This is a genomic window from Evansella sp. AB-rgal1, assembly GCF_041820985.1.
GTDB lineage: Bacteria > Bacillota > Bacilli > Bacillales > Salisediminibacteriaceae > Evansella.
Genome location: NZ_JBGUAU010000007.1, coordinates 63,557 through 85,531, shown reverse-complemented (window position 1 = coordinate 85,531; position 21,975 = coordinate 63,557). Strand labels below are relative to the sequence as shown.

The 21,975-nt window shown below is 35.5% G+C and carries 22 protein-coding genes and 1 riboswitch; of the genes, 16 read left to right on the top strand and 6 right to left on the bottom strand.

The features are described 5' to 3' along the window. The first annotated feature begins 148 nt into the window (after positions 1 to 148). The gene (locus ACERII_RS07520) at positions 149 to 325 is read left to right on the top strand and encodes a hypothetical protein (protein WP_373641253.1); all 177 of its coding nucleotides are present in this window, start codon (positions 149 to 151) and stop codon (positions 323 to 325) included. A gap of 49 nt (positions 326 to 374) precedes the next feature. Here ACERII_RS07520 and ACERII_RS07515 read toward each other — a convergent pair whose 3' ends face one another. Continuing rightward, complete coding sequence (locus ACERII_RS07515) at positions 375 to 986, bottom strand: class I SAM-dependent methyltransferase (RefSeq protein WP_373641251.1); 612 nt, start codon at positions 984 to 986, stop codon at positions 375 to 377. A 245-nt stretch (positions 987 to 1,231) separates the two neighbouring features. Between ACERII_RS07515 and ACERII_RS07510 the strand changes: the two genes are divergently transcribed. The 5 genes from ACERII_RS07510 to ACERII_RS07490 all read left to right on the top strand — a co-directional run bounded on the left by ACERII_RS07510 (position 1,232) and on the right by ACERII_RS07490 (position 4,788). Next, positions 1,232 to 1,951 (top strand): HAD family hydrolase, encoded by a 720-nt coding sequence (locus tag ACERII_RS07510; RefSeq protein WP_373641249.1) that lies wholly within the window; start codon positions 1,232 to 1,234, stop codon positions 1,949 to 1,951. Positions 1,952 to 2,095: 144 nt separating this feature from the next. Continuing rightward, a complete protein-coding gene (locus ACERII_RS07505; RefSeq protein ID WP_373641247.1) occupies positions 2,096 to 2,500 on the top strand; it encodes a GNAT family N-acetyltransferase in 405 nt (134 codons plus the stop codon). Positions 2,501 to 2,554: 54 nt separating this feature from the next. Further along, positions 2,555 to 3,256 (top strand): Type 1 glutamine amidotransferase-like domain-containing protein, encoded by a 702-nt coding sequence (locus ACERII_RS07500; protein WP_373641245.1) that lies wholly within the window; start codon positions 2,555 to 2,557, stop codon positions 3,254 to 3,256. Between the two features lie 30 nt (positions 3,257 to 3,286). Continuing rightward, positions 3,287 to 3,934 carry a pentapeptide repeat-containing protein gene (locus ACERII_RS07495; protein ID WP_373641243.1) on the top strand — a complete coding sequence of 216 codons (648 nt, stop codon included), beginning with the start codon at positions 3,287 to 3,289 and terminating at the stop codon, positions 3,932 to 3,934. 140 nt (positions 3,935 to 4,074) lie between these two features. After that, a complete protein-coding gene (locus ACERII_RS07490; protein ID WP_373641241.1) occupies positions 4,075 to 4,788 on the top strand; it encodes a YebC/PmpR family DNA-binding transcriptional regulator in 714 nt (237 codons plus the stop codon). Positions 4,789 to 4,855: 67 nt separating this feature from the next. Here the strand turns inward: ACERII_RS07490 and ACERII_RS07485 are convergent, their stop codons facing one another. The 4 genes from ACERII_RS07485 to ACERII_RS07470 all read right to left on the bottom strand — a co-directional run bounded on the left by ACERII_RS07485 (position 4,856) and on the right by ACERII_RS07470 (position 9,454). Then, positions 4,856 to 6,124 (bottom strand): ATP-binding protein, encoded by a 1,269-nt coding sequence (locus tag ACERII_RS07485; RefSeq protein ID WP_373641238.1) that lies wholly within the window; start codon positions 6,122 to 6,124, stop codon positions 4,856 to 4,858. Positions 6,125 to 6,376: 252 nt separating this feature from the next. Beyond that, positions 6,377 to 6,565 carry a hypothetical protein gene (locus tag ACERII_RS07480; protein WP_373641236.1) on the bottom strand — a complete coding sequence of 63 codons (189 nt, stop codon included), beginning with the start codon at positions 6,563 to 6,565 and terminating at the stop codon, positions 6,377 to 6,379. Positions 6,566 to 6,858: 293 nt separating this feature from the next. After that, on the bottom strand, positions 6,859 to 7,992 hold the full coding sequence (ald, locus tag ACERII_RS07475; protein WP_373641234.1) for an alanine dehydrogenase: 1,134 nt from the start codon (positions 7,990 to 7,992) through the stop codon (positions 6,859 to 6,861). Positions 7,993 to 8,203: 211 nt separating this feature from the next. Beyond that, positions 8,204 to 9,454 carry a PucR family transcriptional regulator gene (locus tag ACERII_RS07470; RefSeq protein WP_373641233.1) on the bottom strand — a complete coding sequence of 417 codons (1,251 nt, stop codon included), beginning with the start codon at positions 9,452 to 9,454 and terminating at the stop codon, positions 8,204 to 8,206. Between the two features lie 295 nt (positions 9,455 to 9,749). On the opposite strand from ACERII_RS07470, the gene ACERII_RS07465 reads away from it, so the two are divergent. Together ACERII_RS07465 and ACERII_RS07460 are read left to right on the top strand one after the other, a co-directional pair. After that, a complete protein-coding gene (locus ACERII_RS07465; RefSeq protein WP_373641232.1) occupies positions 9,750 to 9,881 on the top strand; it encodes a hypothetical protein in 132 nt (43 codons plus the stop codon). Between the two features lie 274 nt (positions 9,882 to 10,155). Then, positions 10,156 to 10,644 carry a hypothetical protein gene (locus tag ACERII_RS07460; RefSeq protein ID WP_373641231.1) on the top strand — a complete coding sequence of 163 codons (489 nt, stop codon included), beginning with the start codon at positions 10,156 to 10,158 and terminating at the stop codon, positions 10,642 to 10,644. Positions 10,645 to 10,698: 54 nt separating this feature from the next. On the opposite strand, the gene ACERII_RS07455 is transcribed toward ACERII_RS07460, so the two are convergent. Beyond that, positions 10,699 to 11,871, bottom strand: coding sequence for a pyridoxal phosphate-dependent aminotransferase (locus ACERII_RS07455; protein ID WP_373641229.1), 1,173 nt, complete (start codon positions 11,869 to 11,871; stop codon positions 10,699 to 10,701). Positions 11,872 to 12,027: 156 nt separating this feature from the next. Here ACERII_RS07455 and ACERII_RS07450 point away from each other — a divergent pair, with 156 nt between their 5' ends. From ACERII_RS07450 to ACERII_RS07415, 8 genes are all read left to right on the top strand, one after another. Next, positions 12,028 to 13,125 carry an iron-containing alcohol dehydrogenase family protein gene (locus ACERII_RS07450; RefSeq protein WP_373641227.1) on the top strand — a complete coding sequence of 366 codons (1,098 nt, stop codon included), beginning with the start codon at positions 12,028 to 12,030 and terminating at the stop codon, positions 13,123 to 13,125. A 289-nt stretch (positions 13,126 to 13,414) separates the two neighbouring features. Next, positions 13,415 to 14,206 carry a carbon-nitrogen family hydrolase gene (locus ACERII_RS07445; protein WP_373641225.1) on the top strand — a complete coding sequence of 264 codons (792 nt, stop codon included), beginning with the start codon at positions 13,415 to 13,417 and terminating at the stop codon, positions 14,204 to 14,206. 151 nt (positions 14,207 to 14,357) lie between these two features. After that, positions 14,358 to 14,460: riboswitch (SAM riboswitch) on the top strand. A 253-nt stretch (positions 14,461 to 14,713) separates the two neighbouring features. Then, positions 14,714 to 15,523, top strand: a complete 810-nt coding sequence (locus ACERII_RS07440; protein WP_373641224.1) for a MetQ/NlpA family ABC transporter substrate-binding protein — start codon at positions 14,714 to 14,716, stop codon at positions 15,521 to 15,523. A gap of 116 nt (positions 15,524 to 15,639) precedes the next feature. Further along, entirely contained in the window at positions 15,640 to 16,659 is a 1,020-nt protein-coding gene (locus ACERII_RS07435; RefSeq protein ID WP_373641223.1) for a methionine ABC transporter ATP-binding protein, read from the top strand. After that, positions 16,656 to 17,324, top strand: a complete 669-nt coding sequence (locus ACERII_RS07430) for a methionine ABC transporter permease (RefSeq protein WP_373641222.1) — start codon at positions 16,656 to 16,658, stop codon at positions 17,322 to 17,324. The genes ACERII_RS07435 and ACERII_RS07430 overlap by 4 nt, the downstream gene beginning before the upstream one ends. Positions 17,325 to 17,351: 27 nt before the next feature. Continuing rightward, positions 17,352 to 18,476 carry an alpha-hydroxy-acid oxidizing protein gene (locus ACERII_RS07425; RefSeq protein ID WP_373641221.1) on the top strand — a complete coding sequence of 375 codons (1,125 nt, stop codon included), beginning with the start codon at positions 17,352 to 17,354 and terminating at the stop codon, positions 18,474 to 18,476. A gap of 157 nt (positions 18,477 to 18,633) precedes the next feature. Further along, positions 18,634 to 19,149 (top strand): BsuPI-related putative proteinase inhibitor, encoded by a 516-nt coding sequence (locus ACERII_RS07420; protein ID WP_373641220.1) that lies wholly within the window; start codon positions 18,634 to 18,636, stop codon positions 19,147 to 19,149. Positions 19,150 to 19,351: 202 nt separating this feature from the next. Then, a complete protein-coding gene (locus tag ACERII_RS07415) occupies positions 19,352 to 21,898 on the top strand; it encodes a DUF2339 domain-containing protein (RefSeq protein WP_373641219.1) in 2,547 nt (848 codons plus the stop codon). The last annotated feature ends 77 nt before the right edge of the window (positions 21,899 to 21,975 follow it).

Sequence of the window (21,975 nt, the reverse complement as noted above, 5' to 3'; positions counted from 1 at the left end):
ATATTATATCAAGGAATCTAGTAATGAACGAGGTGGCGTTATGAATATAACAGATGAGGCAAAACAATTTATTCAAGAAATAATGGAAGAGCACGGAGTAAGAAATATACGTGTTTTCTTCGCTGGAATGGGCTGAGGTGCTCCCAAATTGGGATTGTCTCTGGATGAGACAATGGAAGCTGATATTGTAGAAGAAATCAATGGTATTGAAGTGGGATTTGATGAAATAATTTACCCACAAACTAAAACGATAACCTTGGACTTAAAAGTAACCCCAGAAGGCAAAGGATTAACCATCCTAGGCAACGAAAGTGACTGTTGCTAAAAAAGAGCTAGTCAAAAGGAAGTTTTTGACCTTTGGACTAGCTTTCATTTTACTTTGTAGCAACGCCAATACCTAAAGGATAATGCACATCAGGTTTAGGTGGTTCAAACATGACACCTAACTGAAAATAAAATTCTACCGAATCAAAAATAGTAAAATTGTCTTTAAACTCTTCTACCGTTAATTGATGATAATGAAAAGGTGCGCTTGAAGGTTTTCCTCTCCCTTGTCCAAATGGAGTAGATAAGATTAGCACTCCCCCAGGATTAAGTAGATCGTACATTTGTTTTATAAATGCTCGATCATCTTCCACATGTTCAATCGTTTCAAAGCTCACAATAGTATCAAAGGTTCCCAACTTGTCTACAATGTGAGGATCCATGGCATCACATTGTTTGAAAGTTAGGAGCGGATGATAATAGGATTTGTGAGCGTATTCAATAGCATTTTCAGCTATATCCACTCCCAAAAGTTCACTTATTTGTTTTTTCCTACTTTTTGCAAGCAACTTACTCCCGTAACCACTTCCACATGCAATATCCAATACTCTTCCTTTTACATAAGGCATAGCAAAATAATATCGTGCCAGATGTTCTAATAGCATACCATTCATGGAATCCATTTTTTCAGGAATAATACGTTCCCCTGTATCTTCTAACAAAGTTAATCACCGCTTTTATATATTTTCTATCATTAAGTATACCTTGATTATTAAAAAAAATGAAATAATGACCAAGTATTTGAGTGAAATTGATAGGTGTAGATAATTTTTAGTTCCAGTCTTATAAAACTTCTTCTTAATCTTCACAGTTCTTTATTCTTACTATATGAAACTTTCCATATGGTACAAATTGGTTTATCATGAAAGGATACAAATATATTTTTTAGATGAGAGGCGTTATGGTTATGAAAAAAGTTATATTGTTTGATTTAGACGGAACATTACTTCCAATGGATACAGATTCTTTTGTGCAAAATTATTTAAAAGAATTAGCACCAAGAGTAGCTCATATTGTGGATCCACAAGCATTTATTAAGGCACTTTTAACAGGAACAGAAGCGATGATTCGTAGTCAAGATAAATCGAAATCAAATGAGGAAGTCTTTACTGAAACCTTTTTGCCATTAATGAATGTAAAAAAAGAAGAGATATGGCCAACGTTAGATGAATTTTATGAAACGGTATTTCCAACATTTTCACACTTATGTCAACCAACACCAATGGCAAGAAAAGTATTAGAAGAAGCAATAAATCAAGGATATCGTTTGGTAGTTGCTACAAATCCAGTTTTTCCAAAAGCAGCTATTTATCATCGATTAACGTGGGCAGGAATTGATGATATTCCGTTTGAATTAGTAACAGTATATGAGGAGAGTGTTTATACAAAGCCCAACCCACAATATTATGAACATATATGTGAACAACTTAACGTATCTCCAAAGGATTGTATTATGGTCGGTAACGATAAGCAAGAGGATATGGTGGCAAGTAAAGTTGGCATGAAAACCTTTCTCGTAGAGGGATGTGTAATAGACCGCGGGGAACCGATATTTCCAATTGATGAAAAAGGAACGCTAGAAGAATTATATTTAAAAATAAAAGAGCGACAAGGAATTTTCTCATAATTCATATATAATAACGGACACCAAAAAAGATGCCGCTGATAAACAAGATATTTTCTAGTGGATTCCTCTATCGTGTCCGTTTTTCTATACGGAAAAAAAGGTTAAACTAGAATTTAGAAGTGTGAAGAACTAGGGGGGAAACACATGGAATGGCACAAGGATATCTATAAAGTAAGTGATGATAGAAGTAGTATTGATGTAAATAAAGTCTCGTATTTACTTTCTGATACATACTGGGTAGCTAGTAGATCAAAAGAGTCAATCGAAGTTTCAATAGAAAATTCTATCACTTTTGGTTTATACAAGGAAGGGCGACAAATTGGGTTTGCACGGGTGGTTACTGATAAAGCAGTATTCTCTTGGTTATTAGATGTTGTGATTGATGAAAGATATCGAGGGAAGGGTCTTGGAAAATGGCTTATAGGTTGTATCTTAGAACATCCTGACATAAAACATACAAGTGTGGCTCTTGCAACAAAGGATGCTCATAGCTTTTACGAAGAGTTTCAGTTTCATAAGACCGAATGTATGAGAAGGAACAGAACGTAAGAAAGAAAGTACATATCTGTAAAAAACAATGAAACTAATAAAAAGGTGGTAAACATGAGACAAATCATTGCTCTAGGTGGTGGGGGTTTTTCGATGGAACCAGACAATCCATTACTAGATACGTATATTCTAAAGCAATCGTCCAAGCCAAAACCAAAAATATGTTTTATCCCGACAGCTAGTGGAGACAGAGAAGAATACATACAAAATTTTTATACATTTTTTCTAAAACAGGATTGCGAGCCCGCTCATCTATCTTTATTTCGTCCACATACTAGAGAAATAGAAGAATTTGTATTAGAGCAGGATATCATCTATGTTGGTGGGGGTAATACAAAGAATTTACTCGCTCTTTGGAAGGATTGGAACTTAGACAGTATTATGAGAAAGGCATATGAAAAGGGCATTATCTTAGCAGGTGTTAGTGCTGGTTCCATTTGTTGGTTTGAAGCAGGAGTGACAGATTCGTTTGGTGATGGACTAGAACCACTCACTTGTTTAGGGATTTTAAAAGGAAGTAATTGTCCCCATTATGATGGAGAAAGTGACCGGCGACCATCCTATCAAGAATTTGTAAATGAGGGAAGCATACAGTCTGGCTATGCAACGGATGATGGAGTGGCAATCCATTATATCAATGAGAAACTCGAATCAATTGTAAGCTCTAGACCTAACGCAAAAGCTTATCATGTATTCGTTGAAAATAAAAAGTTACATGAGGAAGAAATGGAAACTAAGTATTTAGGAACAATATAAAGGTCGTAGTGTAAAGGGGAATTTCAATAAATGGAGAAAAAGAAAAAGATAAAAATCGATGAGCCTACTATACCTGACCATATTATAGAATTAAACATTGTACAGCTTGAGGAAGAGCGATTTTTCTCTCTTGGAAAAATATCAGATTGTTCTATCGAAGCAGAGATTGATGAAACAGTATATTTTGATAAAATTATTTTCAAAAATGTTTCATTTCAATATGCATCCTTTCAATCAATAGAATGTACCGATGTAATTTTCGAAAACTGTGACTTGTCCAATGTGGATTTTAGTGATGCGGTGTTCCATAGAGTGAAGCTAAAAAATTCAAAATTAGTAGGGTGTAACCTTTCAGGAGCGACGTTTCGAAACGTTCAATTAGAAGATTGTTTAGCTAATTATGCTTCTTTTGGTTTTTCAGATTATAAGCAAGTAAGGTTTATAAACTGTTTATTTACGAATGCAGATTTTTACGAAGCAAAAATTGTGAAGACAGAGTTTAAACAGTGTAATCTGCATTTAGCGAACTTTGCTGAAGTTGATTTAAACGGACTGGATATTAGTTCTTGTAACTTTGAAAATATAACTATTTCTATGGATAAATTAGCAGGTTGCGTTGTTTCAAAAGATCAGGCAGTTGGATTTGCAAGAGCTTTTGGATTGGTTATAAAAGAATAGGTACCTTTAAAGGTAACGAACGACTAAATGGAAGAAAGAATCGATAATAAATATAATTCATGTATAATATTGTTGTAGGTAAAAGTAATTATAATTTATACTATTTTCATAATGAATGAATTGGAAAGCGAGTGGACGAAATGGGCCGTAAGTGGAACAATATTAAAGAGAAAAAAGCTGCAAAGGACAAAAATACAAGTCGTATTTATGCGAAGTTTGGACGCGAGCTCTATGTAGCTGCAAAACAGGGGGATCCTGATCCAGAACTAAACCAAGCACTAAAAGTCGTAGTAGAACGTGCGAAAACGTACAATGTACCGAAGACAATCATTGATCGTGCTATTGAAAAAGCAAAAGGTGGAGCCGAGGAAAATTACGATGAGTTACGTTATGAAGGATTTGGACCAAACGGATCAATGGTAATAGTAGATGCATTAACAAACAATGTAAACCGTACAGCTGCCGAAGTACGTTCTGCATTTAATAAAAATGGTGGTAATATGGGTGTAAATGGATCTGTGTCTTACATGTTTGATGCAACAGCTGTATTCGGTTTAGAAGGAAAGACTGCGGACGAAGTGCTTGAAATACTAATGGAAGCAGATGTAGATGCTCGTGATATTCTTGAAGAAGACGAAGCTGTGATTGTTTATGCAGAACCAGACCAGTTTCATGCAGTACAAGAAGCGTTGAAAAATGCAGGTATAACAGACTTTACAGTTGCTGAACTAACGATGCTTGCACAAAATGATATTGAGTTACCGGAAGATTCTGCTGCACAATTCGAGAAGCTTGTAGATGCTTTGGAAGATTTAGAGGATGTTCAGCAAGTGTACCATAACGTTGAATTATAAGAAAAGAAAATAAGAAAAGAGGATGTCTAGTTAAGTGGAAGTTCCGACGTAGGCATCCTCTTTTTTCCTAGCAAGCTAGGGATTTTTTACACTTTATAGGTAGGCTTATTTCCACTTTTGTCCCCTTTTTTTCTGACGAGTAGTAGGAGATGGTTCCCCCATGTTGCTCAACAATTTTATGACTTACTGTTAAACCTAAGCCAGTTCCTTTTTCTTTAGAGGAATAGAAAGGTTCTCCAAGTCTCGTTAAGAATTCTTGTGGTATTCCAGGGCCTTCATCTTTAATCGTAATGGCTACATTATTGTCATTACTTTGATTTATTTTTATCCAAACATTTTCTTTTTCAAGAGAAGCTTCTATTGCATTTTTTATTACATTGATAAATACTTGCTTCAACTGATTTTTTTCTCCGGTAATAATGTGCTCTTTCTCAATAGAAAAATGAATTTGTACATTTTTCATAGTGGCTTCTGTTTGCATAAAATAGACAACATCTTTTAGGGTGGAGCCAATATCAAATGTTGTATGCTCCACTTTTTGTGGTTTTGCTAAAAGTAATAGCTCGCTAACTATATGGTTTATCCGATCTAACTCTTGCAACATAATTTCAAAATACAATGTATTATCCTTGTCTTTTTTTTCTAATAACTGCAGGAAGCCTTTAATAGAAGTTAAGGGATTTCTAATTTCATGGCCAACACTTGCTGCTAATTCTCCTACGATAGAAAGCTTTTCGCTCTTCCTCAACCGTTCCTCTGCAATCTTTGTATCCGTAACATCTCGTCCAATAATAACTAACCCCTTCCTATTTCCATTTTCATAGAAGAGAGGAACTTTCATTGTGTCAAAATATTTGTTGGACCCATCAGGTAGTGGGATAATTTCTTCTGTTCGGGTTATATTTTTCCTTTCCCATGTTTCTTCGTCAGATAAAGCACAGGAGTGTAAGGATTCCTTATAAAAACTTGTGTATTCCGATAATTCTATATCTGTTTTACCACGGTAATCAACATCCTCTAATTGTAAGAGTTTTAATCCAAATTCGTTAGCTTCTAACCAGTTTCCTTTCCCGTCTTTAAAGATAACAAAGTCAACCATAGAGTTAATTAGGGTTGTTAATTTCTGTTCTTGTTCTTTCGTACTATTTAGTTCTTCTTTTTTATTTAATAAAATGTATATTGCTAATGCTGTTACAGCGACAAAGAATAGCCCTTTAAATTTTTGGAAAGTTATAAAGAACTCTACTGAGACGAAGTTCCCAACTAAATAATCTGTTCCTAAAACCCATAATACTCCAAAAAATATATAAATTAATACAATCTTTCTTTTATTCATGGTGTCTACTCCTTACATTTAAAACTAAAACTATATCTTTCTACTTTACCATTAAATAGATAGAGAAAGAGAAGGAAACTTTTACAACTTGTCTGAAGGAAATAAAAAAAATAGAAACTAAAAATAGTTCCTATTTCAAATAAATATTATGTTGCTTACAATTGTTAAAGCGCTTACAAAAATGCAAGTGTCTTTGATATCTAGAAACTTTTAGTCAGTGTTGAAGTAAGTGGGGCAACAATAATCATTGTTTTACGTTAAGAAGCCTTTACATTGAGGACAAAGTGACTTGGTGTAGTTGATAGGAACAAGATGATCACAATTTTTACAACTCTTCTTTGATTCTTCAGGTATCTCTTCTTTTTTTGACCTCTTACTTGTGATAGCTGAAATGACGAACGCCAAAATAACTAATCCAAGAATAATGGCCAACCAAATCATTCTTACCATCTCCTTTATAATTTGATGGATACACTTAAATTATATCTTACAATTACGACTTTTCCCACAATAAATTATGAAAGTTTTTCTAACATAGTTTTTATGTGGAAAAGTATCCAAAGTTGCCCGACAGATCTAGGACGCAAGTGGACTGGAGCGAATGGAATACAGACCAACAGAGTTAGTAATACTAGATAAGTTTGACTACCATGAACCTATGTATTTTCAGCTTAGATACATTAAAAAGAGCCCCAAATAAAGGAGCTCTAATTTAAAAAGATCTTATTGGATTATTAAGCGTTAGCTACAACCACTTTATCTAGAGCAGTATCAACATTTACATACTCATAACCTAAATCTCTTGCAACTGCTTCATAAGTAACAAATCCTGCAGCTGTATTCACTCCTAATTTAAGTGCATGATTGTCGTTTACAGCTTGTTTCACACCTTTATTTGCAATTTGAAGTGCATATGGAACCGTCACGTTTGTAAGTGCATTTGTTGATGTTCTAGGAACAGCACCTGGCATATTTGCAACTGCATAATGAACTACACCATGCTTTTCATATGTTGGATTGTCGTGTGTGGTGATGCGATCAACTGTTTCAAAAATACCACCTTGGTCAATTGCAACATCAGCAATCACAGATCCAGGAGTCATCGCTTGAATCATTTCTTCCGTAACTAGCTTAGGAGCTTTGGCACCAGGAATTAAAACAGCACCAATTACTACATCAGATTCAGCAACTGCCTGTGCAATATTCAGAGGATTAGACATTAACGTTTGAATGCTGTTACCGAAAATATCATCAAGTTGACGGAGTCTTTCCGCACTTAGGTCAATGATTGTCACATTTGCTCCAAGTCCAACTGCAAGCTTTGCTGCATTTGTTCCAACAACACCGCCACCAATAATAGTAACATTTCCTCTAGAAACCCCAGGTACACCTGCTAATAATACACCTTTCCCACCATTTGATTTTTGTAGGAACTGTGCACCGATTTGTGTTGCCATCCGCCCTGCCACTTCACTCATAGGAGTTAAAAGAGGGAGTGTACGGTTCACTTCTACTGTCTCATAGGCAACAGCTGTTACCCCCTTCTCTGTAAGCGCTTTTGCAAGTGCTGGCTCAGCAGCTAAGTGAAGGTATGTGAATAAAACTAGTCCTGCATAAAAGTAGTCATATTCTGTTGGAAGTGGTTCTTTTACTTTCATAACCATTTCCGCAGTCCATGCTTCTTTTGCTGTATCTACAATTTTTGCTCCTGCTTGAATATAATCTTCATTCGTAAATCCGCTTCCTACTCCAGCTTCCGTTTCCATTAAAACGACATGACCAGATTTTACTAATGCATCTACACCAGAGGGCGTTAATGCTACACGGTTTTCGTTGTTTTTAATTTCCCTAGGTACCCCAATTAACATTGTATTGCCTCCTTTAGTAATGTAAGTAAAGTATAATTTTTTTTATGTAAATTATCTTTGTTAAGAAAACAAAAAGAAAGAAAGCCCTTTTGTTAATTATCACAAAGGACTTTGTTATTTATTGCTATTATCAGCTTTATATAAGGATTTTTATTCTTATGATATAGGGAAATGTGTGTTAGTCCAATGGAAAATACATTGTTAGATAATCTTACAAAATGTTTTTTTGTAGCTTTTCTAGCTTCATATCTAAGAATAAAGAAATTTTCTCGTTAGGACACTTTAAATCAATGTCTCCAACTTCAGAAATTCTTTTTAATCGGTAATTTAATGTATTCGTATGAACATGAAGTTGTTTTGCTGCATCATTCACATTGCTGTCGTATTGTAAAAATACATTTAGAGTTTCAACTAAGTGAGTGTTATGTTCTGAATCATATTCCCGTAATTTTAGTAAGGAAGAATTGAAATACTTATCTTCTAAATTCTTTTCTGATAGTAATTCAAGATAGCGGTATATACCTAATTGGTCAAAATGGTATGTTTCGTTTAGGTCTTCGGAAAACTGATTTTTAAGGCGTAATACAGTGAGTGCTTCCTGATAGCTAGCTTCTATCTTCTCAAACGCAGAATACATCTTACCGCAGCCAGCAATTACTTCGGTATTACGAAAACGCTTCTTTATTTGAACAATAAAATTGTTTATGAATTCAGAAGTACTAAATTTTACATATTTATCGGAAAAAGGAGAACATAAAATGATAACATTGTTTTCATCAATAACATGCAGTGGCGTTTGTAGCTGAGGTGAAACCGATATTAAATCAGCAATATGGCGCTCAGCAGTTAAGGATATCTCATGAGAAAATTCAAACACTATAATATAAAATGGTGTAGGTGGCTTTATGTTTAATCGTTGAAACCTTTCATGCACTTCAGACTGAGTTGATAAATGACCTGTAAGTAATTGCCAAAAAAATTCTTGATGTCCTTCTTCTTTTTTCACTTTTCGAACTTGTAGTTGAAGAAGTTGACTTTTTGCTGTTTCTGCTGCCTTTTTAAGCATGTCAAAATCACGTTCTGATAACGTTTTATCAATTTCGAGCACCCATATATAACCAATAATTTCATTTTTCGCACGAATAGAGATAGCAATTCGGTTGCTCAGCCCTACTTCTGTAATCTCAGAAACTCTTATGGGGTCTTCAGACTGAGCGAGTTTAGGAATAACTCCGTTTTTCCACAATTTATTTACAACTCTTTCAGGAACCTTTCTACCAATAATGGTTGCAATTCGAGCAGAGTCCGTTCTTTCGTCATGAGAGCTGTATGCCAATAAATTGTGGTTAGCATCCTCAATTGTAACTGGACATCGAAGCACATCACTAATTTTGTCTACTAGATTTTCTAAATTCCCGAAGGAACCCTTAAATGGATTTCTATCTTCTTGTTTTTCACTCATATAAACGACTCCTAACAAAATTCTAAAAATAGAGTAGTAGACTACCGCCTTCTTAGTGTGTATATCCTAACACTACCACGATCATTTTGGTGTGGCTAGTGTTTATCTTTGTAATAGGCGATGTTAGTAAAGTTCCACGATTTACATATGTAGATACGGTTTAGTATTTACTTCACCCAAAATTAGAATTGAGCAGAAGTCTACTGTTCTCTAGTGTAAGATGGAACGCTTGTACAGTTAGTATTCATTTTAGTTAGGCCTCCAATTATCAGCGCGTATTTTAAGGGTAGACTTAATGAAAGTGAAATTATTCACCATGGGGAATGAAAATACGATATTAGATGTTTTAGAAACATCAAATTCCGATGGAATGAGCGAATGCCCACGGAACTCCAGTGGGAAGCAGAACAGAGGCGAGACACCGTAGCAGACGGGAGCCAGGATGGCGACATGACGCCGGTGCCCACAGGACGTGGGCACGTACTTAGGCGGAATTGACGAAGGTGGCTCGGCAGCTCCCCACAGGAAAGGGAGTGGGCAGTAGCGAATGGAATAGAAAACAACAATATTAGGAATACTAGATAAGTTTGACTACTATGAACCCACGCATTTTCAGGGTAGACCACCTGTGAAATCTTCTGCTTATTTTGATATTATAAATTTATTAAACATATAATTTGGGGTTACCAAAGGAGATTGCAATGAAAAGAAGCTATATAAGTTTAGTATTAGTATTCCTCGTTATAGGAACTTTTATTATATTGTTTCAAGAGCCTAGCTCAAATGAAGATACAATAGAGAGAGAAAAATTGGAAGCTTTAGAACGAGAAATTACGAATCTGCAAGAGGAGCTACAAAGGATACAAAAGATTCATAGAATAGATCATATTTCAAACGAGGAAATAGCAAAGGCTATTACAACCGTTGATAAATTTCTTCAAAGTGAGAATGCCGAAGAAGCAGCAACGTATTTTTACGAGAGTGACAACTTAAGGGATAGTCGATATACTATTCATTTTGAAAACTTAGTGCAATGGGCACCACTTTCAACTATGTATTTAGTAAACTTCGAAACGAGTGGAGATAAAATTATCCTCACATACGTGGACGAAGTGAGAGTTGATTATATTGTATATTGGAATATTAAATTAGAAGATAAGGATGGCTGGAAAATAACTACAATCGATTAGCTTAATTCTTCCTAATAAAAAAAGGCATGTAAGTCACATGCCTTTTTATTATAGTCATCCAAAAATATTCAATTGTTCGATTCTTTTTGCGGCTTCTAATAACCTTTCTTCCTCATCCACAAATCCAACTCGTACATAACCCTCACCGAATTCACCAAAACCGACTCCAGGAGCAGCTACTACGTGAGCTTTTTCCAGCAAAAGATTTGCAAATTGTTCTGACGTATATCCAGTTGGAACAGGTAACCAAGCAAAGAACGTTCCCTTAGGAGCTTGTACATCCCAGCCAGCATTTTGCAAGTGACCGATAAATGTATCACGACGCTTTTCGTATGTTTTTACTAACTGATGGACTGCATCTTGAGGCCCTAATAATGCATTTACTGCTGATTGTTGAATGGCACCGAACAAACTCATATACATATGGTCTTGTAATAGGTTGATACTTTCAATTACGGATGCATTTCCAACTGCAAAAGCAACACGCCACCCTGCCATATTGTATGTTTTCGAAAGAGTGTACATCTCAATCCCAACTTCTTTTGCACCCTCCGATTGCAGAAAGCTTCGAGGCTTTTCTCCGTCAAAACCAATTGCTCCATAAGCGAAATCATGACAAACACAAATATTATACTTCCTTGCAACCTCCACTGTTTCATCGAAGAATTCTTTCGTTGCTACCGCTGCAGTAGGGTTATTCGGATAATTTAAAAACATTAGTTTTGCTTGATTTAATGCGGAATCGGAAAGTTCATCATAATTAGGTAAAAAATCATGTTCTTTTGTTAGTGGCATAAATACAGTTTCCGCATCAGCCAATGCAATTCCAGACATATAATCTGGATATCCTGGGTCTGGTAATAAAGCGACATCATCAGGGTTTAATAAGCACTGACTTAGTTCCACCAACCCTGTTTTTGCCCCAGAAATAATAGCTACTTCTGTAGCGGGATCTAAATTCACATCATATTCTCGTTTATAAAATTCACAAATTGCCTCTTTTAAAAAGTCTTGACCACGAAAAGGGGAATATTTATGATATTCTGCATTTGTGGCTGCTTCTTTTAATTCATTCACGATATGAGGTGGGGTAGGAAGGTCTGGATTTCCTTGTCCTAAATTTATAACATCATGGCCTTCATTTTTAAGTTGTTGTGCTTTTTTTACAAGCTTTGCAAAGAATTGTTCTGGTAATCTTTTTAATGATTCGGATGGTTCAAATATCACTAGATTCACGCTCCGTTATTAGATAAATTATAGTTACTAATCATAGTGACTAATACCGCGATTGTAAAGAAGAATAATTTGAGTATGTAGAATATTCCCTCACTATTTTATATACTAGTGACATATTTTTATCATTGCTTAATATGAGGTGAAAGAATGGAATCCATACAAATTCAAGGTGCACCTAATGTATATGTTTGTTTTAACGGTGCTTTAGAAAAAGTGAAGGAAATAGTAGAAAAAGAAGAATTCCAACACGGATTACTTATTCATGGTACAAAATCCTGGGAAGCTGCTAAAAAATATGTGGAGCCACTAAAGCTACAAGGGCGAATGGAGCATTACTATGGTGAGTGTGCGAAGCAAGAAGTACAAAGGCTAGTAGAAATTTCAACATTGGAAGGTTGCGATTACATAGTAGGAATTGGCGGCGGAAAAATTATGGACATAGTGAAAGCTGTTGCTCATCAGTTACAGCTTTCATATATACTAATTCCAACATTAGCATCCAATTGTGCACCTTGGACACCGTTAAGCGTTTTTTACGATGAGGAAGGGAATTTTGTTAACTACGAAGTTTTCCCAAGAAACGCTTTACTTGTTGCAGTGGAGCCAAGAATTATCATTGATTCACCACAAGGTTATTTGCGAGCGGGCATTGGAGATACAATTGCTAAATGGTATGAAGCAGACGTATTAGCACGCAATCTTCAGGAGCGCCCACTATCAATTGACATTGCGCTCCATGCAGCAAAGCTTTGTCGAGATGTGCTTATTGAAGAAGGGCAATCTGCAATGGATGCTTTACAGAAAAAAATAGTAACAGCTCCGTTTATTAAAGTAATCGAAACTATTATCATGGCTGGAGGTATGGTTGGCGGTTTTGGGGAACGCTATGGTCGAATCGCAGGAGCTCATTCTGTTCATAATGGGTTAACGATGATTGCAGAAACACACCATCAACTTCATGGAGATAAAGTAGCTTACGGAATACTAGTACAATTAGCATTAGAAGAAGATTATACTGAAATAGAGGAATTATTACCATACTACGAAAAAATGAAGCTACCTATAACTCTAGCTGATTTAGGAATAACAGTAAATGTGGATGAAGCAATAAAGAAAATTGCAGAAGGAACTACAAAAGAAGGCGAATCGATCCACCTAATGAACATCTCCACACCAAAACAAGTAGAAAAAGCAATGAAAGAACTGCAACGTATCGTAACAGACAAAAACACAGTTAATTCATAACATACAAATATGTAAGTGGAAATTTACGCCATGACGGATGAAAATACTAAATTAGATATATTAGTAATGTCAACTGTATATGGAATAAGAGCAAACCAGCAAGACTCCAGTGGGAAGCAAAGTATAGGGGAGACACCTTTACGACATAGTCGCGGAAGGGCTCGGTAACTCCCCACGGAAAGGAGTGGACTGAAGCGAATGGAATATATAGCTACAAAGTTAGTATTCCATATTAATCTGATACACGTATTTTCAGGGGAGTAACATAAAATCAGGAAGGTGATGAAAATTGAAATTAAAAATTTCGTTAATACAAATGGATATCTCGTTTGGTAATCCTACAAAGAATTTTTCTTACGTCGAACAAAAATTTCAACAAGCAGTAGAAGCGGGAAAACCTGATGTCATTGTCCTCCCAGAACTATGGTCAACAGGCTACGACCTAACACGATTAGATGAAATCGCAGATAAAAATGGGGAGAAATCTCTTGCTTTTATCTCATCGCTCGCGAAAAAATATAGTGTCAATGTCGTTGCTGGATCTATTGCTAAAGAATCAATGGATGGAGTTACAAATACAATGTTCGTAGTGAACCGAAATGGAGAGCTTCAAAAAGAATATAGTAAAGCACATCTATTCCGACTAATGAACGAAGAAAAGTTTTTACTAGAAGGAAATAGTGATGGAATGTTCACTTTGGACAATCAGTTATGTGCCGGAGTTATCTGTTATGATATTCGTTTCCCAGAATGGATTCGCACCCATATGCTAGATAATACAAAGGTTCTTTTTGTTGTTGCAGAATGGCCAAAACCACGAATTGACCATTGGCGTGCACTTTTAATTAGTCGTGCCATAGAAAATCAATGTTACGTTGTAGGATGTAATCGAGTGGGTTCTGATCCGAATAATGAATTTGGAGGCAATTCTATTATCATCGGCCCGTGGGGGCAAATTATAGCGGAAGCTGCAAATGAAGAAACAATTGTTCATGGTGATGTGGACCTCGAAGAAGTAGATGAAGTAAGAAAGACAATACCAATTTTTACTGATAGAAGAACAGATCTATATCGACTGTGAGTAGTAAAATGTAGTGTAAATAGTAAGGTTTTCCATATGAAACGCTTACAAAAACTTTTTATATTATTTTATCAAAAAACCTTTGACAGATGAAATATACATGTTGTAAAGTAAGAGTCAGATTAATTAACAAACAATCACATACAAATCACTCTTATCAAGAGAGGTGGAGGGACTGGCCCTTTGAAACCTCGGCAACAGACTTTTACAGTCATTGTGCCAACTCCAGCAAGCGATAGCTTGATAGATAAGAAGAGTCGTTTATTTAGCGATCAAACCTCTTCTTATATATTTATAGAAGAGGTTTTTTTATATAACATTTCTTGGGTAGAGATTGTAATTTGTAAGAGTTGATATGTTTAATTCCAAGTTTATCTATTGGAAATATTTGAGTTTAAAAAAGTGGAAAAAACAAAAAGAAGCGAATGGTAAACAGGAATAACAGCAATAAAATGCTGATTACCAATATAACGAAAAAAATAATTATACAAAAAGGGGTTTAATAAAATGAAAAAATTACTTACATTATTCACATTGTCATTACTAGTAGCAGTTTTAGCTGCTTGTGGGGGAACATCTCAAGGTCAAGAATTACCAGAAGATGAATTAACAATTGGGGTTACAGCAGGACCACACGAGCAAATCATGGAAAAAGTTGCTGAAGTAGCTGCAGAACAAGGATTAACGATTAATATTGAAGTTTTCACAGAATATGTTATGCCTAACGTTGCGTTAGCAGAGGGAGACCTAGATGTAAACAGCTTCCAACACCTTCCGTATTTAGACAATTTCAAAACTGATCGTAATTTAGATTTAGTTGAGGTAGCTACAACAGTTAACTTCCCAATGGGTCTTTACTCTTCAGGGCTATCTGATGTTTCTGAGCTTCAACCTGGTGATAAAGTTGGTTTACCAAATGATCCAACAAACGGAGCTCGTGCTTTAATCTTGTTTGAAACAGCTGGACTTATTACATTAGATCCAGACGCTGGTGTTACAGCTTCACCTCTTGATATTGTAGAAAATCCTTTTGAATTAGAATTTATTGAACTAGAAGCTTCTCAAATCCCTCGTCAATTAGATGAGTTAGCGGCAGCAGCAATTAACACAAACTTTGCAATAGAGCATGGTTTTGTACCAACTGAAGATTCTATTTTCATTGAGCCAAGTGATTCTCCATGGGTGAATGTAATTGCGGTTCGAACAGAAAACAAAGACGATGCAGTAGTAGCAAAATTAATTGAAATTTATCAATCGGAAGAAGTAAAGCAATTTATTGCTGAAACATTTAAAGGTTCTGTAGTTGCTTCTTGGTAATAAAAATAAAAGTCGAATGTCTCTCAAAAATGAGGGACATTCTGTTTTATTTTTATTTTAAAATAATATTAGTTTATGGTTTATAAGATACTTTCCTATAGTGAGGAGCTAAAGAAATGATTCAGTTAAAAAATATATCGAAATCGTTCAGTTCGAAAAAAAATGAAGAAGTTATTGCCTTAAAAGATGTTTCCCTTGAAGTGAAGAAAGGTGAAATTTTTGGCGTAATTGGATATAGCGGTGCAGGTAAAAGTACGTTAGTACGCTGTGTTAATTTACTGGAGAAACCTACATCCGGAGAAGTTTTTGTGAATGGGGAGAACTTAAGCGCCATGTCCTCAGCCAAACTTCGTGAGACGAGACAAAAGATTGGCATGATATTCCAAGGTTTTAATCTACTGAAAACGGCGACTGTTTTTGACAACATTGCGATTCCACTAAAGTTAACCGGGGTACCTAAAGCCGATATTTCAAAACGTGTGACAAAATATTTAGATATTGTAGGACTTTCAGAAAAACATCATGTTTATCCAAGTCAGTTATCAGGAGGACAAAAGCAACGTGTGGCAATTGCAAGAGCCTTATCACATGAACCTGAAGTGTTATTAAGTGACGAGGCAACAAGTGCACTTGATCCAGAAACAACTCATTCAATCCTTGACTTATTACTAAAGATTAATAAGGAATTTGGCATTACGATATTATTAATCACTCATGAAATGCATGTTATTCAAAAAATCTGTGATCGTGTAGCAGTAATGGAAAATGGAGAAGTGGTTGAACAAGGAGCAGTTATTGATTTATATTCCAATCCACAACACGGTACAACAAAGAAATTTGTAAATAGCTTGTTCCCTAACGATATTCCTAATGAGATTTTAGAGGATTTGCAAAAGCAAGGACCGATTATTGACCTTACATTTATCGGTACTTCCACAGATAAACCAGCTTTATCAATGGTATCTAAGAAATTTAATGTTCATACCAACATTCTTTCTGGTAACATCATACAGCTGAAAGATAAACCTTTTGGGAAATTAACTGCGCATATTCAGGGAGATAAGTCGGAAACAGATAAAGCATTAGCATATTTACAAAACGAAGGTGTACAAGTAAATGAGGTGAGTAAAAAATGACATTATTAGAATTTTATGATCGTTGGAATGGAGTTATTTGGAAGGCCACTATCGAAACATTCCAGATGGTTTCCATATCTTTGGCGATAGCAGTGTTAATAGGTTTACCTTTAGGAGTTTTGCTTGTTTTAACTCGTCCAAATAAGAGCATGGAAAATAAATATGTGTATCAATCTTTAAATGTCGTAATTAATATTGTTCGATCGATTCCTTTCATTATATTACTTTTTGCAATACTACCTTTTACAAAATTAATTGTTGGTACTTCTATTGGAGTAAAGGGTGTTATTGTTCCGTTAGTTGTATACACTGCTCCATATATTGCTCGATTAATGGAATCAGCGTTACTTGAAGTAGACCGAGGAGTATTAGAAGCCTATGAAGCAATGGGGATTAAAACGAGAGATATCATCTGGCATGTTATGGTTCGAGAAGCTAGACCATCCATCATATTAGGTTTAACGATTGCTGTAATTGGTTTAATTGGTGCAACTGCGATGGCAGGTTTAGTTGGTGCTGGTGGTCTAGGAGATGTAGCGTACCGTTTCGGACATTTACGATATGAACCTGAAATAATGTATGTAACAATTGTGATACTGATTATTTTAATTCAAGGGATACAATCCATAGGAAATCGCTTAGCAGCCAAAGTGAAGAAGGACTAAGCTTCTTGTAAGAGGGGGGAACGTATGATGAGTATTCATCTACAGAAAGAAAGAGTGAGTCCTGTTGTGGTAGAAGATTGGGAGAAGCTTGCAAAAGAAGTACTACCTAAAGGTGCATACGATTATGTAAATAGTGGCTCAGGTGGCGAAGAAACACTAGCAAAAAATGTGGAAGAGTTTAAGAAGTGGGATCTCGTTCCTAGAGTGTTAGTAAACGTAGAAAAAAGAAATTTGTCTATTGAACTACTTAACAGGAAATTAGCAGCACCAATTTTGTTGGCACCTGTTGGATTTCAAACGGTTGTACATCCAGATGGCGAACTAGCCTCAGCACGAGCAGCCGCCGGACAGTCTATCCCATTTATAACAAGTACCGTGTCTTCCTATTCGTTGGAAGAAATAAGTGGGGTTATGGGGAACACGCCACGTTACTTTCAATTATATTGGCCCAATGATGATGAAGTAGCGTCAAGCTTTGTAAAAAGAGCAGAAGCATCAGGTTATGGTGCCATAGTTGTTACTGTTGATACACCTTTGTTAGGCTGGCGAGAAAAGGATTTACAAAACAAGTATTTCCCTATGATGACTGGAGCAGGGATAGCGAACTTTGTAAGTGATCCAGTGTTTAATCAGAAATTTAATGCTAATGGAACGTTGAACAAAGAAGCCGTTATCGGAGAGATCCGCAAAATATTATTCAAACAAAATCTCACGTGGGAAAAACTAGCATGGCTTCGAAAGCAAACTTCCCTACCTATTTTGTTAAAAGGAATTATGCATAAAGATGATGCGTTGCAAGCTATTGCAAATGGGATAGACGGAATCGTTGTATCTAACCATGGTGGGCGACAGTTGGATGGTGTGAGAAGCTCATTGCGTGCTTTAGAGTCCATAGCTGATGTGGTTAACAAAAGAATAGCAGTTTTATTCGATGGAGGTATTAGAAGAGGACCAGATGTATTAAAGGCATTAGCCTTAGGGGCAGATGGGGTACTACTTGGTCGACCTTATGTGTACGGACTAGCACAAGGTGAAGTAGGAGTTACTTCTGTTTTAACTAATCTATTAGACGACCTAGACAATAGTTTAGCGAATGTGGGGAAAAATTCTATTACATCTATTAATAAGTCAATTATTGAGAAACATAGTTAAAATATTAATTAGTAAAGCCAGCACATTGTGTTGGTTTTTTTCCTGTCTAAAACAACTAATGAAAATCAAAAAACTTTTTTCTTGATATATGTAACAAAATAAAAAAAACATACGACTTATTATATGAAAGGCACATAATATAAAGGAGGAAATACAGATGAAAAAAATAATATTTTTCTTTTTAATAGTAACAGTACTTATGTTCACAGGGTGTGGAACTAGTAATGAGGGGCAGGATGGCGATGGACTAACTACTGGCAGTGGCGGAGGATCAAACAATGGAGAAGTGAATGAAAATAATGATGATGACGGCAATACAGAAAATGGCATTGTTGCAGGGGAATTAGTTCCTAGTATTCTAGAAGATGGAACATTAGTCTTTAAATATGAAGTAATTAATCAAACAGAAGAAGAAGTAACATTAGAATTCTCAAGTTCTCAAAGGTACGATTACTCAATAAGGAAAGATGGACAGGAAATTTACTTATTCTCTAGTTTAGCTAGTTTCATGCAGATGATGGGTGATGAAGTACTATCTCCAGGAGAGAAGTTATCTTATGAAATTGACTTGAATGAATTAGGCCTAGAAGCTGGTGACTATACGTTAGAGGTGTGGTTAACACCGATAAAAGGACCAAAGTATTTACAGGAAATCGAATTTTCTGTAGAGTGAAAAATGTAATGAGGACACTGAAAAAGGAAGATTTTCTCTTTTTCAGTGTCTTTATCTATGTTTAGGCTCGTTTTCTACCTATATTTCTTTCTTGATTATTGGTAATCTTAATGGTTTTCTTTCAGGAAAAACTTGACAATTATTTTTGGTGTGATAAAACAAAGGTAAGTACTGGAATACGGCCTATTTGGAGGAATACCATATGGATGAATTTAAGCAACGACTACAGCAAATACAAGAATCTCAAGAAAAGTTAGCAAAAGAGAGTGAAAGTGTTCTTCGTGAGTACGAGTCACATGATTTTCTGAAAGAAAATCAAGAGCTTCTATTGAATAATGAAGAGATGAAAAAAAGAATAATGGACCTTCAAAAAAGACAACAGAAAATGGAAAAAGACAATCAGGAGTTACGACATAACCTTCAAGAACAAATATTGGATGAAAAATTATCTATTCTTAAGGTTACCAACGAAAAATTAACAGCCTACTTCGGGAACCAAGTGGGAGCGCAAACAAATAGACTATCATATTTTGAAGCTGAGACCAAGCGCAAAATGAAGAGTTTAATACATGAAACAAATAAACTATTAGAAGCGGATAGAAAACAATTTCTACATAACATACAGGAGATGTCGAGACAGCTGCAGGATAAGATTGCGGAACATCAAGAGTTATTAGCAAAAAAAGAAAAGGAATTACTTCAACATTCTACGAATCGGTTTGATTCTTTTGCTGAAGAAGAAATTACAGAAGAAGTTATGAAAAAGCGAATGAAGCAAAATCAAATGGAAATAAAAATCGGACTTAATTGGATTAATAAGATTGGTATTTTGCTGATTATACTTGGGGTTGGTGCAGCGTTCAGGTATTCCTATGCAAATTGGTTTAATGATTATTTTAAAGGTGGAATATTTTTTGCTCTTGGCCTCCTCATGTTGGCAGGAGGAGAATGGTTTTACCGGAAAGAAAAACGAACCTTTGCATTAGGGATTCTTGGGGGAGGAATAGGAGTTCTATACGGTTCTATATTCTTTAGTTATTTCTTACTTGAAATTATTGAGCTTTTGCCGGCATTACTACTTTCGGTGGTAGTAACAGCCACTGCAGTAGTTCTTTCGTTACGTTATGAATCTAAAACCATATGTTCTTTCGGCTTAGTCGGGGGTTATCTTCCGTTTTACTCCTACCTGTTTGCATTTGGACTTGAGGACTCTGCAGTCTACGCAGCAATGGGATACTTACTCATTTTAAGTCTTTCTATTTTATGGATTTCCTTTCAAAAACAGTGGAGTATCGTACATTATATAAGCTTTCTATTCAACATACCGTCAATGATAATCCTAATTCTGTTATCTTCTAGTGATTTAGTAAGCATGGGATATTCTATCGCCACGTTTACCCTATATCTAGCTATTACGTTAGGATATTCGTTTAAGCATAAAGTTTCATTAAAAGCTGTGGATACCATGCTACTTGGATTCAATACGTTTATAAGCTGCATTATTTTATATTCATTATTCAATTCCTTAAACTGGGATCATTTAAGAGGGTTACTAGCAGTAATTTTCTCCATTCTTTATGTTGGTTTAGGCAGGTTTGTACAAATAGTCATGCCAAAGGAAAAACAGGCAATGGTACTGTTTTATGGAACTGCACTGACGTTTGCAGTTTTAACCATTCCATTCCAATTTGATTTAGAATATCTTGCTTTAGGATGGCTTGTGGAAGCAATCGTATTAATGGTTTATGCGAATCGTAAAAAACTAAAAGCACTGGAAAAAGCAGGTTGGTTGATTTTATCTCTTTGTTTAGGTGCGTTTTTTATCGAAGTGTATGGAAATGTTATCGGTATGTGGTATCTATCATCTAATTTTAACTTTAAGTATTTTTCCATAACGTTAGGGGTAATGATAGTTGCTAGCTTCTATACATGGCTGTTAAAGAATAAAGGTGCTGTAGATATTCCATTCTATCGTATTAACGCAATACATTATTTCAAATACTTAGCTTTAGGAAACCTCTGGATCTATATTGTCTATGAAGCTCGTTTCTTATATGAAAAGTGGGTACCTTATTCCTTTGGATTATATGGATTTTACGAAATGATGATGATATCCTTTCTGACAATAGGGCTAGCATATATTTTAACGAAAATAACACTGTTCTATGACAAAATAGTAAAGTATTATTGTTTGTTGTTATATGGAATCGGTACTTTCATTGGGTTAGCTGTAACCATGTTTATCCCTACGTTACAATATACGTTATCTGAAAATACGATGATTGACTACTTGTCACTAGGTTTGTTGATATCATTTCATGTGTTAGTGTTTTTCAGTGGTAGAGATTTACTTCTTGCATTTATTAAACAGCAGTATAAAAACTTAGAATTATACCCTCTTATCCTTGCGGTATATTTACTAGGGGTTATCGCTGCTTTTCTAACTGTGCAGCTTCATTTAGGCGATGTTGGCTTTGTATTTAGCTCCGTATTCTTGGTTGTAGCGATAGGTTATATTTTATATGGTTTTCAAAGACAATATGTGTACATTCGTCGCCTTGGTTTAGGACTCACACTCCTTTCGACAGGGAAGTTAATTCTGTTTGATCTATCTTTCCTATCAGAGAGTAGCAAAATTTTAGCGTATTTCTGTTTTGGAATAGCCTTGGTAGGGATTTCTTATGTTTATCAAAAGCTTTCTAGTAGCCAGTCTGGGGGACGACATAGGAAAGAGGATACATCTATGTAGTTAGTTATTTATCTGTCTACCCTGAAAATACGTGTTCTCAATTATGAGTAACTTATCTAGTATTACTAACTTTGTTG